Origin of the sequence: Streptomyces sp. SID9727 (assembly GCF_010550605.1) — a bacterium.
Lineage (GTDB): Bacteria > Actinomycetota > Actinomycetes > Streptomycetales > Streptomycetaceae > Streptomyces.
The window spans coordinates 1-16,722 of record NZ_JAAGNI010000361.1 but is presented as its reverse complement, the minus strand read 5'-3'; the positions used below and the strand labels follow the sequence as shown (position 1 = coordinate 16,722).

General features: G+C 75.2%; 1 protein-coding gene. It reads left to right on the top strand.

What is annotated here, in order from left to right; genetic code table 11:
• Positions 1–11: 11 nt before the first annotated feature.
• Positions 12–16,722: type I polyketide synthase (locus G3I41_RS25120; protein WP_164402648.1), on the top strand; the 16,711-nt coding region annotated here is incomplete at its 3' end.

Sequence of the window (16,722 nt, the reverse complement as noted above, 5' to 3'; positions counted from 1 at the left end):
CGTCACAGATCATGCGTAGCGCCCACTCCGCACCTATCGCCGTCATCGGTCTCGCCTGCCGCCTCCCCGGGGCGGCCGATCCCGCCGCGTTCTGGGACCTCCTCAGCCGCGGCGGGGACGCCGTCGGGGAGGCGCCTGCGGACCGCGGGGCCGCCGGTGCCCCGGCCCGCGGGGGCTTCCTCGACGAAGTGGACCGGTTCGACGCCGGCTTCTTCTCCGTCCCGCCCCGCGAGGCGGCCGCGATGGACCCGCAGCAGCGGCTGCTCCTCGAACTGGGCTGGGAGGCCCTGGAGGAGGCGGGCATCGTCCCGGGCACACTGGCCGGCAGCCGGACCGCCGTCTACGCCGGTGCCATCTGGGACGACTACGCGGCGCTCCACCACCGCCGGGGCGAGGCGGGCGCCGACCGCTACTCCGTGACCGGGCTGCACCGGGGCATCCTCGCCAACCGGCTGTCGTACGTCCTCGGCCTGACCGGTCCGAGTCTCACCGTGGACTCGGCGCAGTCCTCGTCGCTGGTCGCGGTCCACCTGGCCTGCGAGAGCCTGCGCGCCGGGGAGTCGGACCTCGCGATCGTCGGCGGCGCCAACCTGATCCTCTCCCCCGGCAGCAGCGCGGACAGCGCGAAGTTCGGCGCCCTGTCGCCGGACGGGCGCTGCTTCACGTTCGACGCCCGGGCCAACGGATATGTACGCGGTGAGGGCGGCGTGGCCGTCGTCCTGAAGCCCCTGGACCAGGCCCGCGCGGACGGCGACCGGGTGCACTGCGTGATCCTGGGCAGCGCGGTCAACAACGACGGCGCATCCGAGGGCCTGACGGTCCCGGACCGGGCCGCGCAGGAGGCGGTGCTCCGCGAGGCGTACGCACGGGCGGGTGTCACCGCCGACGCGGTCCAGTACGTCGAACTGCACGGCACGGGCACGCCCGTAGGCGACCCGGTGGAGGCGGCCGCACTCGGTGCCGCCCTCGGCACGGACCGCCCGTCCGGCGACCCGCTCCAGGTGGGCTCGGCGAAGACCAACATCGGCCATCTGGAGGGCGCGGCCGGCCTGGTGGGGCTCCTGAAGACCGCCCTGTCCGTGTCCCGGCGCAGGCTCCCGGCGAGCCTCAACTTCGAGCGTCCGAACCCGGCGATTCCCCTGACGGAGCTGGGCCTGCGGGTCCGGACGGAGGAGGGGCCCTGGCCGCGCGGGGAGGCTCCGCTGATCGCGGGGATCAGCTCGTTCGGCATGGGCGGGACGAACTGCCATGTGGTGGTGGGCGAGGCGGAGGTGGGTGCGGAGACGGGCGACGGGGCGAAGGCCGGTACGGCGACCGGGTCGGGCGCCGACGCGGGGCCGGGCGCCCGCGAGGCCGCGGGCGCCGTGGCGACCGATGCGGAGACGCAGGCCGGTGCGGGGACGCAGGCCGATGCGGAGACGCAGGCCGATGCGCGGACGCAGGCCGGTGCCGAGACGCAGGCCGATGCGCGGACGCAGGCCGATGCGGAGACGCAGGCCGATGCGGAGACGCAGGCCGATGCGGAGACGCAGGCCGATGCCCGTCCGCTGCCCTGGCTGCTCAGTGCCCGTGACGGCGGCGCTCTGCGCGGGCAGGCCGCCCGGCTGCGCGATCATCTCGCGGGTGCCGCGCCCTCCCCGCTCGACACCGCGTACTCCCTCGCCGCCACCCGCACCCTCTTCGACGAGCGGGCCGTGGCGGTCGCGGCGGACCGGGACGGGCTGCTGCGTGCGCTCGACGCGCTGGCCGACGGCCGGGACGACCCGGCGCTCGTGCGCGGCAGGGCGGAGGCTCAGCCCCCGCTGACCGCGTTCCTGTTCACCGGTCAGGGCAGTCAGCGCGCCGGAATGGGGCGCGAGCTGTACGCCGCGTATCCGGAGTACGCGGCGGCGTTCGACGAGGTCTGCGCGGCCTTCGCGCCGCATCTGGACCGGCCGCTCGCGGAGCTCGTCCTCGCGCCGGAGGGGGCGGCGGCGCTGGACGAGACGCGGTACACCCAGCCCGCGCTGTTCGCCGTGGAGACGGCGCTGTTCCGGCTGGTGGAGCACCTGGGGCTGCGCCCGGACCGGCTGGCCGGGCACTCGATCGGTGAGCTGACGGCGGCCCATGCCTCCGGGGTGCTGTCGCTCGACGACGCCGCGCGCCTGGTCTCGGCCCGGGGCCGGCTGATGCAGGAGCTTCCGGCCGGCGGTGCGATGGCCGCGCTGGAGGCGACCGAGGAGGAGGTCGCCCCGCTCCTGACCGGTCGGGTGTCCCTCGCGGCCGTGAACGGGCCCCGCTCCGTGGTCGTCTCGGGCGACGAGCCGGACGTCCTGCGGATCAAGGAGGCGTTCGCCGCTCGGGGCCGCCGCACCCGGCGCCTCACGGTGAGCCACGCGTTCCACTCGCCGCTGATGGATCCGGCGCTCGACGCGTTCCGCCGGGTCGCCGCCGAGGTCACGTACGGAGCACCGCGCATCCCGGTCGTCTCCAACGTCACGGGCCGCACAGCGACACCGGGGGAACTCGCCTCACCGGACTACTGGACCCGCCACATCCGCGACGCGGTCCGCTTCCACGACGGCCTGCGCACCCTGCGGGACGACGGCGTACGGGTCTTCGTCGAGCTGGGCCCGGACGCCGTCCTGACCGCGATGGCCCGCGAGACCCTCGGCGACGGCGATCCGGCGCCGCTCTCCGTCCTGCGGCGCGGCCGGCCCGAGCCGGAGACCTTGGTCGCCGCCCTGGCCGGAGCTCAGGTCCGGGGCGCCCGGGTCGGCTGGGCGGGCGCGCTCGCGGACCGGGGCGGCCGTCCCGTACCGCTGCCGACGTACGCGTTCCAGCGCGAACGCCACTGGCTGGACGGCCCGTTGGAGGCACCGGAGCCCTCCGTACCGGCTGCCCCTCGCGAGGCCGCGCCCGCCGCGAAGCCCGACGCGGACCTGCTCGACCTGGTCCGGACGCAGGTCGCGATCGTGCTCGGGCACGTCACGGGCGAGGCGGTCGGCCCGGGCCACGCGTTCAAGGATCTGGGCTTCGACTCGCTGGCCGGGGTCGAGCTGCGCGACCGTCTCCAGATCGCGACCGGGATTCCCCTGCCGTCGGCTCTCATCTACCACCACCCCACACCCGAGGCCGTGGTCCGCCTGCTGCGCGACCGGCTCGACGGACCCTCGAACAGCACCGCACGTGCGCGTCCGGGCGGCTCCGCGGTCCACGCGGACGAGCCGATCGCCATCGTCGGCATGGCGTGCCGCTACCCCGGCGGAGTGACGTCGCCGGAGGACCTCTGGCGGGTGGTGTCGGAGGGCACGGACGCCATCGGGCCGTTCCCCACCGACCGGGGCTGGGACCTGGACGCGCTGTACGACCCCGACCCGGACCGGCCCGGGACCGCCTATGTGCGGGAGGGCGGATTCCTCTACGGCGCCGGGGAGTTCGACGCGGGACTGTTCGGGATCAGCCCGCGTGAGGCAGCGGCGATGGACCCGCAGCAGCGGTTGCTGCTCACGACGGCGTGGGAGGCGTTCGAGCGAGCGGGGATCGCCCCGGACAGCCTGCGCGGCAGTGCGGCCGGGGTGTTCGTCGGCGCGACCGCCCAGGACTACGGGCCCCGCCTGCACGAACCGGCCGAGGGGCTCGACGGCTACCTCCTTACCGGCGGCACGGCGAGCGTCGCCTCGGGCCGGATCGCGTACACCTTCGGCCTCGAAGGCCCAGCCGTGACCGTGGACACGGCCTGCTCCTCGTCCCTGGTGGCGCTGCATCTCGCGGCCCAGGCGCTGCGGCAGGGCGAGTGCGATCTCGCGCTCGCGGGCGGGGTCACGGTGATGCCGACGCCCGGCATGTTCCTGGAGTTCAGCCGGCAGCGTGGCCTCGCGGCGGACGCTCGCTGCAAGGCGTTCGCCGCTTCGGCCGACGGTACAGCGTGGTCGGAGGGCGTGGGGCTGCTGCTGGTCGAGCGGCTGTCGGACGCCCGCCGCAACGGCCACCGGGTGCTCGCGGTCGTGCGGGGCTCAGCGGTCAACCAGGACGGCGCGAGCAACGGCCTCACCGCGCCCAACGGCCCCTCGCAGGAGCGCGTCATCCGCCAGGCCCTGGCCAGTGCGGGGCTGGCGACGGCGGACGTGGACGCGATGGAGGCGCACGGCACGGGCACACGGCTCGGTGACCCCATCGAGGCCGATGCCCTGCTGGCCACGTACGGGCAGGACCGCCCGGCCGGACAGCCACTGCTTCTGGGCTCGTTGAAGTCGAACATCGGGCACGCCCAGGCGGCGGCCGGAGTGGGCGGCATCATCAAGATGGTCGAGGCGATGCACCACGGTGTGCTGCCCCGCACCCTGCATGTGGACGAACCGTCACCCCATGTCGACTGGGCGTCGGGGGCGGTGCGGCTGCTGGTCGAGGACACGCCCTGGCCGGAGCGTGACCGGCCGCGCCGCGCGGCGGTCTCCTCCTTCGGCATCAGCGGGACGAACGCCCACGTCATCCTGGAGCAGGGCCCGGCCCCGCAGGAACCCGAGGCCGAAGCCGACCCGGTCGCGTTGTGGCCCCTGTCCGCCCAGGACCCCGACGCGCTGCGGGAGCAGGGCGCGCGGCTGCGGGCGTACGTCGAGGAGCGCCCGGAGGCCGAACTCGACCGCATCGCCTCGTCGTTGCACCGAGGGCGGGCCTCGCTGGAGCACCGCGGGGTCGTGCTGGCGGACGACCGGGAGCAGGCACTCGACGCGCTGGCCGCACTCGCGGCCGGTGCCGAACACCCCGCGCTCGTACGCGGTACCGCGGCGCCCACGCCCCGGATCGCCTACCTGTTCACCGGGCAGGGCAGCCAGCGCCCGGAGATGGGGCGCACACTGTACGCCACCCATCCCGCATTCGCGTCCGCGCTCGACGAGGTCTGCGACGCACTCGGCCCGCACCTCGAACGGCCCCTGCGGGACGTCATGTTCGCCCCGGCCGGCACCAAGAACGCCGCACTGCTCAACGAGACCCGCTACACCCAGCCCGCACTGTTCGCCCTGGAGACGGCCCTCCACCGGCTCCTCGCGCACCACGGCGTGACCCCTGATCTCGTCACCGGGCACTCGATCGGCGAACTCACCGCCGCACACGTCGCCGGCATCCTCACCCTCCCCGACGCAGCACTCCTCATCGCCACCCGCGCCCGGCTCATGCAGTCCGCACCGGCGGGCGGGGCCATGACCGCCGTGGAGGCGACCGAGGAGCAGATCCGGCCCCACCTCAACGCGCACGTGGCCCTGGCTGCCGTGAACAGCCCGACCTCCCTGGTGATCTCAGGCGATGCGGACGCGGTCCGTCACACCGCGCACGCGTTGAAGGAGCGGGGGCACCGCGTCCACCCGCTCACCGTCAGCCACGCCTTCCACTCCCACCACATGGACCCGATCCTCGACGCGTTCCGCGAAGCGGCCGGGACGGTCACCTATCACCCGCCCCGTACACCGCTGATCACCGTCGGAGACCCGACCACCCCCGACCACTGGGTGGACCAGATACGCGACACGGTCCGCCACCACGACCACATCACCGCCCTGGACGGCAAGAACATCACCACCTACCTCGAACTCGGCCCCGACGCCTCCCTCACCACCCACACACCCCACGCCACCCCGCTCCTGCGCAAGAACAGCGACGAGAACCGCACCTACCGCACCGCCCTCGCCACCGCCCACGCCCACGGCACCCCTCTCGACCTGGGCGGGCGCGGACACACCGCCCTCCCCACCTACCCCTTCCGCACCACCCGCTACTGGCGGCTGCCGAGCCGGGTCACGGCCGGTCCGGAGTCGCTGGGGCTCGTGGCCGGCGTACACCCCTTCCTCGGGGCATCGGGCGAACTCGCCGAGCGGGGCGGCTCGGTGTTCACCGGCCGGCTGTCCCGGAACGCGCACCCCTGGCTCGCGGACCACGAGATCCTGGGCCGCGCCCTGCTTCCGGGTACGGCCTTCGTGGATCTGGCACTCGCGGCCGGTGAGGCCGTGGACGCGCCGAGGGTGGCCGAGCTGACACTGGAAGCCCCGCTCGTGCTGCCCGCCGAGGGCTCGCTCCCGCTCCAGCTGGCCGTCGGACCGGCCGGCGCCGACGGACACCGCACCCTCAGCGTCCACACCCGGCCGGACCCGGAGGCCGACTGGACCCGGCACGCCACGGGCACGCTGGCCCCGTCGACCGCCGTGCCCTCCGCCGCCCCGGACACCGCCTGGCCGCCGGCGCACGCCGAAGCGCTCGACGTGGAGGCGCTGTACGCGCGGCTGGAGCGGCTGGGGTACGCCTACGGGCCCGCGTTCCGTGCCGTACGAGCGGCGTGGAGCGACGGCGACGACCTCTTCGCGGAAATCGCACACCCCGTCGAACTGGACGAGCAGGCAACTCGGTTCCCGCTCCACCCCGCCCTGCTCGACGCGGCCCTGCACCCGCTCGTCGGCCGGGAGGAGGCCCGGGAGGACGGCGGGCTGCCGGTGCCCTTCGCCTGGTCGGGCGTCGAGCTCTTCGCGACCGGCGCCACCGCTCTGCGCGCCCGCTGGTCGTCCGGCGGCCTCACGGTCACCGACCCGGCCGGCAACCCCGTGCTGTCCGCCGAATCCCTCACCCTGCTTCCCGTCGACGCCGCCGCACTCGGCGCCCCGGCCGACCGGGCTCCCGCACCCCACCGCATCGACTGGACCCCCGTCCCGCCGCACGCCTCACCCCAGGCACACGCGGTGCACGTCGACGCGCTCACGGAGCTCGCGCCCGACGCGCCCGTCCCGGCCGTGGTCGCCGTCTCCGTGCCGCAGGGCCGCGGGGCCGCCGCGCACACGCTGGCGCTGATACGGGAGTGGCTGGACGCGGACCGCTTCGGCGACGCCCGGCTGCTGCTGCTGACGCGTGGCGCGCAGGCCGTGGCTCAGGGCGACCCCGTGCCCGATCCCTGGTCGGCCGCCGCCTGGGGGCTCGTACGGTCGGCGCAGTCGGAGCACCCGGGACGGTTCGCGCTGGCGGACGTCGACGAGGAAGCACCGGACCTGAGCGTGCTGGCCGAGGTGACCCGCGAGGAGCCCCAACTCGCCGTGCGCGGAGGCGGTCTGTCCGCTCCCAGGATCATCCGTGGCGGCGCCATCGACGCCCCGCAGCCGCGCGACTACGGCCACCGCACGGTCCTGGTCACCGGCGGGACCGGTGGGCTCGGCCGGCTGGTGGCCCGCCATCTCGTGGAACGCCATGGCGCCCGCCGGCTGCTGCTGGTGAGCCGCAGTGGCGAAGAGGCCCGGGGCGCTCGCGAGCTGGCCCGTGAGCTGGCCGGATCCGGGGCCGAGGTGCGGTTCGCCGCCGCCGACGCCTCCTCGCGCGAGGAGCTGGCCGGGGCCCTGGAATCGATTCCCGCCGACCACCCCTTGGGGGCCGTCTTCCACCTGGCCGGTGCGCTCGACGACGTCACCGTCGAGGGGCTGACGCCGGACCGGCTGGAGGCCGTGCTCCGGGCGAAGGCCGAAGCGGCCGGCCATCTGCACGAGCTGACGGCCGGCAGCGACGTGAGCGACTTCGTGCTGTTCTCGTCGGTCGTCGGGGTCACCGGCAACGCCGGGCAGGCCAACTACGCCGCCGCCAACGCCTATCTCGACGCCCTCGCCCACCACCGCCGCGCCCACGGCCTGCCCGCCGCCTCGCTCGCCTGGGGGCTCTGGGACCAGCCGGACGGGATGAGCGGCACCCTCGGCGCGACCGAGCTGGCCCGCTGGTCGCGTTCCGGCCTCGGCCCGCTGTCCGTCGCCGACGGGCTCGCCCTGCTCGACGCGGCCCTCGCGGGCGAGGACCCGGCCCCGGTCCTCGTACGCTTCGACACGCCCGCGCTGCGGGCGCGGGCGGAACACGGCGCGCTGCCCTCCGTGCTGCGCGGGCTGGTACGCCCTCCGCGTCCCCGCGCCTCGGCCGCGACGGCCGGAGACCCCGAGGCCGGAACGTGGGCCCAGCAGACCTCCGCTCTCCCGGAGGAGGAACGGCGGGCCGCCGTCGCGGACCTGGTGCGGGCGACGGTGGCCACCGTGCTCGGCCACACCGACCCGGCCGTGCCGGACGACTCGCGTGCCTTCCGGGACCTGGGCTTCGACTCGCTCGCCGGTGTCGACCTGCGCAACCGGCTGGCCACCGCCACCGGGCTGCGGATCTCCGCCACGGCCGTCTTCGACCACCCCACTCCCAGGTCGCTGGCCGCCCATCTGCTGACCCTCCTGCCCGGCGGCACCACCCGCTCCCCCGCCCCCGTCACCGGTGCGCGGCCCCTCGGCCAGGACGACCCGGTCGTCATCGTGGGCATGGCCTGCCGCTACCCCGGCGGCGTGGCGTCGCCCGACGACCTGTGGGACCTCGTCGCCTCGGGCCGGGACGCCATCGGCGGCTTCCCCACCGACCGGGGCTGGGATCTGACGGGCCTCTACGACCCGGACCCGGACCACCTCGGCACCTCGTACGCCCGCGAAGGCGGATTCCTCTACGGAGCCGGGAAGTTCGACGCCGAGTTCTTCGGCATGAGCCCCCGCGAGGCCCTGGCCGCCGACCCGCAGCAGCGGCTGCTCCTGGAAACGGCTTGGGAGACGTTCGAGCGTGCCGGGATCGACCCGGGCAGCGTGCGCGGAAGCCGGACGGGAGTATTCGCCGGGGTCATGTACAACGACTACGGATCGCGGCTCGCGAAGGCGCCCGGCGATCTGGAGGGCTATCTGCTCACTGGCAACACATCGAGCGTGATCTCGGGGCGCGTCGCCTACACCTTCGGCCTCGAAGGCCCGGCGGTGACCGTCGACACGGCCTGCTCCTCGTCCCTGGTCGCCCTGCACCTGGCCGCCCAGGCTCTGCGGCAGGATGAGTGCGACCTCGCGCTGGCCGGCGGAGTGACCGTGATGGCGCGCCCCGACACGTTCGTGGAGTTCAGCCGCCAGCGCGGGCTCTCCCCCGACGGCCGGTGCAAGTCGTTCTCCGCGTCGGCCGACGGCACCGGCTGGTCGGAGGGCGTGGGGCTGCTGCTGGTCGAGCGGCTGTCGGACGCCCGCCGCAACGGCCACCGGGTGCTCGCGGTCGTGCGGGGCTCGGCGGTCAACCAGGACGGCGCGAGCAACGGCCTCACCGCGCCCAACGGCCCCTCGCAGGAGCGCGTCATCCGCCAGGCCCTGGCCAGTGCGGGGCTGCGGGCCTCGGAGATCGACGCCGTCGAGGCCCACGGGACCGGCACCCGGCTCGGCGACCCCATCGAGGCGCAGGCGCTGCTGGCGACGTACGGGCAGGACCGGCGGGGCGACGAGCCGCTGCACCTCGGCTCGCTGAAGTCCAACATCGGGCACGCCCAGGCGGCCGCCGGGGTGGGCGGCATCATCAAGATGGTCGAGGCGATGCACCACGGCGTGCTGCCCCGCACCCTGCACGCCGACGAGCCGTCACCGCACATCGACTGGGCGTCGGGGGCGGTGCGGCTGCTGGTCGAGGACACGCCCTGGCCGGAGCGTGACCGGCCGCGCCGCGCGGCGGTCTCCTCCTTCGGCATCAGCGGGACGAACGCCCACGTCATTCTGGAGCAGGGCCCGGCCCCGCAGGAACCCGAGCCCGACGAGAGTCCGGTCGCGCTGTGGCCGCTCTCCGCGCACAGCCCGGCTGCGCTGCGGGAACAGGCTGCCCGCCTGGCAGCCTTCGTACGGGAGAACCCCGCACCGGCCGAGGCGATCGGCCGCACGCTGGCGACGGGGCGGGCCGCGCTGGAACACCGCGGGGTCGTGCTCGCGGACGACCGGGAGCAGGCACTCGACGCGCTGGCCGCACTCGCGGCCGGTGCCGAGCACCCCGCGCTCGTACGCGGTACCGCGGCGCCCACGCCCCGGATCGCGTACCTCTTCACGGGACAGGGCAGCCAGCGCCCGCAGATGGGCCACACGCTGTACACGGCCTACCCGGTGTTCGCGTCCGCGCTCGACGAGGTCTTCGACGCGTTGGATCCCCATCTCGAACAGCCCCTGCGGGACGTCATGTTCGCCCCGGCCGGCACCAAGAACGCCGCACTGCTCAACGAGACCCGCTACACCCAGCCCGCACTGTTCGCCCTGGAGACCGCCCTGCACCGGCTCCTGGCCCACCACGGCGTGACCCCTGATCTCGTCACCGGGCACTCGATCGGCGAACTCACCGCGGCCCACGTGGCCGGCATCCTCACCCTCCCCGACGCCGCACTCCTCATCGCCACCCGCGCCCGGCTCATGCAGTCCGCGCCGGCGGGCGGGGCCATGACCGCCGTGGAGGCGACCGAGGAGCAGATCCGGCCCCACCTCAACGCGCATGTGGCCCTGGCTGCCGTGAACAGCCCCACCTCACTGGTCATCTCAGGAGACCGCGAGGCCGTGGAGGACGCCGCACAGACGCTGAAGCGCCAGGGGCACCGCGTCCACCCGCTGACCGTCAGCCACGCCTTCCACAGCCACCACATGGACCCGATCCTCGACGCGTTCCGGGAGACGGCCCGGTCCCTGGCCTACCACCCGCCGCGGATCCCTCTGGTCACCACCGGAGACCCGACCACCCCCGACCACTGGGTGGACCAGATACGCGACACGGTCCGCCACCACGACCACATCACCGCCCTGGACGGCAAGAACATCACCACCTACCTCGAACTCGGCCCCGACGCCTCCCTCACCACCCACACACCCCACGCCACCCCACTCCTGCGCAGGAACCAGAGCGAACGCCACACCTTCGAGACCGCTCTCGCCACTACGTACGCCCAAGGCACCCCTCTCACGACGGGCGGAGCCGGGCACACCGACCTCCCCACCTATCCCTTCCGGCCCACCCACTACTGGCTGGACACCCCCGCGACCGACGCGTTGCTCGCCCCGGCCGTCGAACTGGCAAACGGCGGACTGCTGTTCACGGGCGAGGTCGGCACGCGATCGCTCCCCTGGCTCGCCGACCACGCGATGGGCGGGGTGGCACTCGTCCCGGCGGCACTCCTCGTCGAACTGGCCCTGCGTGCGGGCGAGGAGGCGGGCGTCCCGGTGGTGGGCGAGCTGACGCTGGAGGCACCGCTGCCCCTGCCGGACGACGGTTCGGCGGTGGCGCTCCAGTTGGCGGTCGGTCCTCCCGAGGAAACGGGCCGGCGGTCGCTCGGGGTGCATGCCCGGTCCGGCGAGGGGCAGCCCTGGGTCCGGCATGCCTCCGGGTGGCTCGCTCCGGCGGACTCCGAGATCCCGGACGCCGAAGCCGCCTGGCCTCCGGCCGGTGCCGAGCGCACGGACGCCGCCGAGGTCTACGAGCGGCTGGCGGCGCTGGGCTACGGCTACGGGCCCGCCTTCCGCAATCTGCGGGACGCGTGGGCGGTCGGCGGTGCCCTCTTCGCCGAGGTCGCGTTGCCGGGCGAACTGCGCGCCCAGGCCGGGGACTTCGCGCTGCATCCCGCACTGCTCGACGCCGCCCTGCACCTGCTGCCGCTCCGAGGCGGCGGCGACGAGTTGAAGCTGCCCTTCTCCTGGTCCGGCATCCGCCTCCACGCCACGGGGGCCGATGCGGCGCGGGTCCGCCTGGAGCCGGACGGCGACGGGCAGGCCGTGACGCTGTCGTTGACCGACGCCGCCGGGAGCCCCGTGGCCTCCGTGGACTCGGTGCGGCTGCTGCCCGCTCCCGCCGTGGCCGCCGCGCACACCGACCCGCTGTACGAGGTGGAGTGGACGGAGCCGGGGGCCCGCGGGAGCCGTGCCGGTGACGTCCTGCCCGGGGCCGAGATCGTACGGATCACCCCTGGCCTGTCCGCTGCGGAGGCCGCACACCATGCGCTGGCTCTCGTCCAGGACTGGGCGGCGCGGGAGGAGGAAGCGGGCACCCGGCTGGCCGTCGTCACCTCGGGCGCCGTCGCGGCACGGGACGGTGAGAAGGTGACCGACCTGTCGGCGGCCGCGGTGTGGGGGCTGCTGCGCACGGCCCAGTCGGAGCACCCCGGGGCCTTCGTCGTCGTCGACACGGACGGCAGCGCGGCCAGTGAGCGGGCTCTCGCCGCCGCACTGGAGGCGGAGGAGCCCCAATTCGCCCTGCGTGAGGGCCGCGTGCTGGTCCCCGGGCTGGTCCGTTCCACTGGCGGGGACCCGGCCCGCACGCAGGTCACCGGCCCCGACGGACGGGGCACGGTGCTGCTCACCGGCGCCACGGGTGCGCTCGGCGCCACGATCGCCGAGCGGCTCATCACCCACCACGGCGTCCGGCACCTCCTGCTCGCCGGCCGGCGCGGCCCGGCGGCCCCCGGGGCGGCCGAGTTGCTGACGCACCTCACGGGGCTCGGGGCGGACGTCACCCTGGTCGCCTGCGACACCGCCGACCGGGACGCCGTCGCCACCCTCCTCGCGAGCGTCCCGGCCGCGCACCCGCTGAGCGCGATCGTGCACGCCGCCGGGGTGCTCGACGACGGGGTGCTGGCGGACCTGACCCCGGAGCGGCTGGACACGGTCCTGCGGCCCAAGGCGGACGCCGCGCTGCTGCTGCACGAGCTCGCGGGTGAACTCGGCCTGCGCCTCTCCGCGTTCGTCCTCTTCTCCTCGGTCACCGGGATCACCGGCACGGCCGGGCAGGCCAACTACGCGGCGGCCAACGCGTATCTGGACGCCCTCGCCCAGCACCGCCACGCCCGGGGGCTGCCCGCCACCTCGCTGGCCTGGGGGCTCTGGGACCAGAGCGACGGCATGGGGTCCCGGCTGGGCGCGGCCGACCTCGCCCGCCTGGCGCGCACCGGCATCGCGCCGCTCCCGGCCGAGAGCGCGCTGCGGCTGTTCGACGACGCGCTGGGGTCCGGGCGGCCGGTGCTCGTCGCCTCCCGTTTCGCCACCGCCACGCTGGGCGAAGGGGGCACGCCCGTCCCGGCTCCGCTGCGCTCGCTGGTGCCGAGGCGCCCTCGTAAGGCGGTCAACTCCGCCCCTGCCGCCTCTGGTTCGACGTTCGCCGAGCAGCTGGCCGGGCTGCCGGCCGAGGAGGTGGAGCGGAGGCTGCTGGAGCTGGTGCGTGCCACCGCTGCCACCGTGCTCGGGCACACGGACGCGGGGGCCGTGCTGGAGGGGCGCGCGTTCACCGATCTCGGGTTCGACTCGCTCGCCGCGGTCGATCTGCGCAACCGGCTCGGGGCGGCCACGGGGCTGCGGCTGCCGACGACCCTGGTCTTCGACCACCCGACCCCGCGGGCGCTCGCCGCGCTGCTGCGGGACGAACTCGGCGTGGCCGGGACCGCACCCGTACCGGCCGCCGCCACCACCCGTACCACCGTCACCGACGACCCGATCGCCATCGTCTCCATGGCCTGCCGGTTCCCGGGCGGGGTGACCACTCCCGAGGAGCTGTGGCGACTGGTCAGCGAGGAGACGGACGCCGTCTCCGGTTTCCCGGCCGACCGGGGCTGGGACCTGGACGGGCTCTACGATCCGGACGCCTCCCGGCCCGGCTCCTCGTACGCGAGGGAGGGCGGGTTCCTGCACACGGCAGCCGATTTCGACCCGGAGTTCTTCGGGATGAGCCCGCGCGAGGCCCTGACCACGGACCCGCAGCAGCGGCTGCTGCTCGAAACGGCCTGGGAGGCATTCGAGCGCGCCGGCGTCGACCCGGCCGGGCTGCGCGGCTCCCGTACCGGGGTGTTCGCGGGGGTGATGTACAACGACTACGGGGCGCGGCTCCACCAGTCGCCCAACGCGCCGGGTGAGGTCGAGGGGTATCTCGTCAGCGGGAGCGCGGGCAGTGTCGCCTCCGGCCGGGTGTCGTACACCTTCGGTCTCGAAGGTCCGGCGGTGACCGTGGACACGGCCTGCTCCTCCTCGCTGGTCGCCCTGCATCTCGCGGCCCAGGCGCTGCGGCAGGGCGAGTGCGACCTCGCGCTCGCCGGCGGGGTGACGGTGATGGCCGGGCCCGCGACGTTCGTGGAGTTCAGCCGGCAGCGCGGGCTCTCCGCCGACGGGCGGTGCAAGCCGTTCGCGGAGGCCGCCGACGGCACGGGCTGGGGCGAGGGCGTCGGGCTGCTGCTCGTCGAGCGGCTGTCGGACGCCAGGCGCCACGGCCACGAGGTGCTGGCCGTACTGCGGGGCTCCGCCGTCAACCAGGACGGGGCGAGCAACGGCCTCACCGCACCCAACGGCCCGTCCCAGCAGCGGGTCATCCGTGAGGCGCTGGACCGGGCCGGTCTCACCGCCGGGGACGTCGACGCCGTCGAGGCGCACGGCACGGGCACGAAGCTCGGTGACCCGATCGAGGCACAGGCGCTGCTCGCGGTCTACGGGCAGGACCGGCCGGACGGGCAGCCGCTGCTGCTGGGTTCGGTGAAGTCCAACATCGGGCACACCCAGGCCGCGGCAGGTGTCGCGGGCGTGATCAAGACCGTGCTGTCCATGCGGCACGGGACGCTGCCCAGGAGCCTGCACATCGACCGGCCGACCCCGCACGTCGACTGGGTGCAGGGCGGGGTCGCACTCCTCACCGAGACGACGCCCTGGCCGGAGCGGGAGCGGCCCCGGCGGGCCGCGGTGTCGTCGTTCGGGATCAGCGGAACCAACGCACACGTGATCCTTGAGGCCCCGGCCGACGCGGGCGCGCCGCACGCCGACGCTCAGGGGGGCCCGGAGGCGCCGGCCGCCGGTGAGCACGCGTACGCCACCGCCCGGCGCCCCGTTCCGTGGCTGGTGTCCGGCCACACGCCCGGCGCACTCCGCGCGCGGGCCGCGCAACTGGCCGACGTACTCGACCGCAGCCCCCGCCCGGACCCCGCCGACGTGTCGGCGGCCCTCGCGGCCGGCCCCGATGCCTTCGAGTACCGCGTCTCGTTCGTGGCGGCCGACCGCGAAGAGGCGCGGCTCGCTCTCGCCTCCATCGCGTCGGGCGAGACACCGCAGGCCGTGGCGGCGGAGCGGGTCAGGACCGCGTTCCTCTTCACCGGACAGGGCAGCCAGCGGGCCGGGGCGGGCCGTGAGCTGTACGCGGAGCACGACGCGTTCGCCGCCGCCTTCGACGCGGCCTGCGGCGCGCTGGACCCGCTCCTCGGCCGCTCGCTGCGCGAGATCGTGTTCGCCGACGCGGGTACACCGGAGGCGGCCCTGCTCGACGAGACCCGGTACACCCAGCCCGCCCTGTTCGCCCTGGAGACGGCACTCTTCCGACTCCTCGAACACCTCGGTGTGCACCCGGACGCGGTGCTCGGGCACTCCATCGGTTCGGTGGCCGCCGCGCACGCGGCCGGGGCGCTGTCGCTCACTGACGCGGCGACGCTGGTGGCGGCCCGGGGGCGGCTGATGCAGAAACTGCCGGCCGGGGGCGCGATGCTCGCGGTGGCGCTCGACGAGGACACGGTGACGAGGCTGCTGAGCGGTCTCGAAGACCGGGCGGGCATCGCCGCGCTCAACGGGCCGCGCGCCACGGTGGTGTCGGGCGAGGCCGGTGCGGTGGACGAGATCGATTCCCGTGCGCGGGAGCTGGGTGCCCGGACCCGTCGGCTCGGCGTGAGTCACGCCTTCCACTCGCCGCTGATGGAGCCGGTGCTCGCGGAGTTCCGCGAGGTGCTGTCCGGTCTCGACTTCCGGCGGCCGCACCTGCCGGTGATCTCCGACCTCACCGGGGCCGCCGTCGCCGGCGACGAGGTGGCGTCGCCCGACTACTGGGTGCGGCATGCCCGTGAGGCGGTCCGGTTCGCGGACGGCGTCGGCACGCTCAGGGAGCTGGGCATCGGCGCCTTCGTGGAGCTGGGCCCCGACGCGGTGCTCGCGACCATGGCCGCCGACACGCACCCGGACGCGGTGTCGCTGCCGCTGCTGCGCCGCGACCGCTCCGAGCTGCGCACGCTGCCGGAGGCACTGGGTGCCCTGCACGCCGCCGGTGGCGCGGTCGGCCGGGCGGTGTACGGGGTACGGGACGGACGCCGCCCCGTCGAGCTGCCCACGTACCCCTTCCAGCGCGAGCGGTACTGGCTGGACCGCCCGGCGGCACCGGCCGGTGCGGCCCGGGTCGAGCAGGCGGGGCTCGGCACGACGGACCACCCGCTGCTCGGGGCCGCGGTGGAACTGGCCGGTGACGCCGGTACGGTCCACACCGGGCTGCTGTCGACGGCCACCCATCCGTGGCTGGCCGACCACGCGGTGCTCGGTGCGGTCGTCCTGCCGGGGGCCGCTCTCCTCGAACTCGCCCTGTACGCGGGCCGGGAGGCCGGCACCCCGGTGCTCGACGAACTGACGCTCAGCGATCCGCTGCTGATTCCGGAGACGGGGTCCGTGCGGGTGCAGGTGAGCGTGGGCGCGCCGGGGGCGGACGGCCGTCGGCCGGTGACCGTCCACTCGCGGGCGGCGGGCACCGAAGGGGAGCCGTGGACCGTGCACGCCTCCGGGGTCCTCGCGGCGGACGCCGGTGCGCGGCCCGGTCCCCTGACGGGTGCCTGGCCGCCGGCCGGGGCGGAGCCCGTCGAGGTGGGTGACGCGTACGCCGGGCTGGCCGCGCTGGGGTACGCGTACGGCCCCGCGTTCCAGGGGCTGCGGGCCGCCTGGCGCGACGAGGAGGACGGCACGTGGTTCGCCGAGGTCGCGGTGGACGCGGAGGACGCGGGCGGCCGGCTCCTGGCCCCCGCGCTCATCGACGCGGCCCTGCACCCGCTCGCCCTCGCCGGTCCCGGTCCCTCGGGCGGGCTGCCGGTGCCGTTCTCCTGGAACGGGGTGCGGGTGCACGGTCCGGGGACCGGGTCGGTGCGGGTGCGCCTGT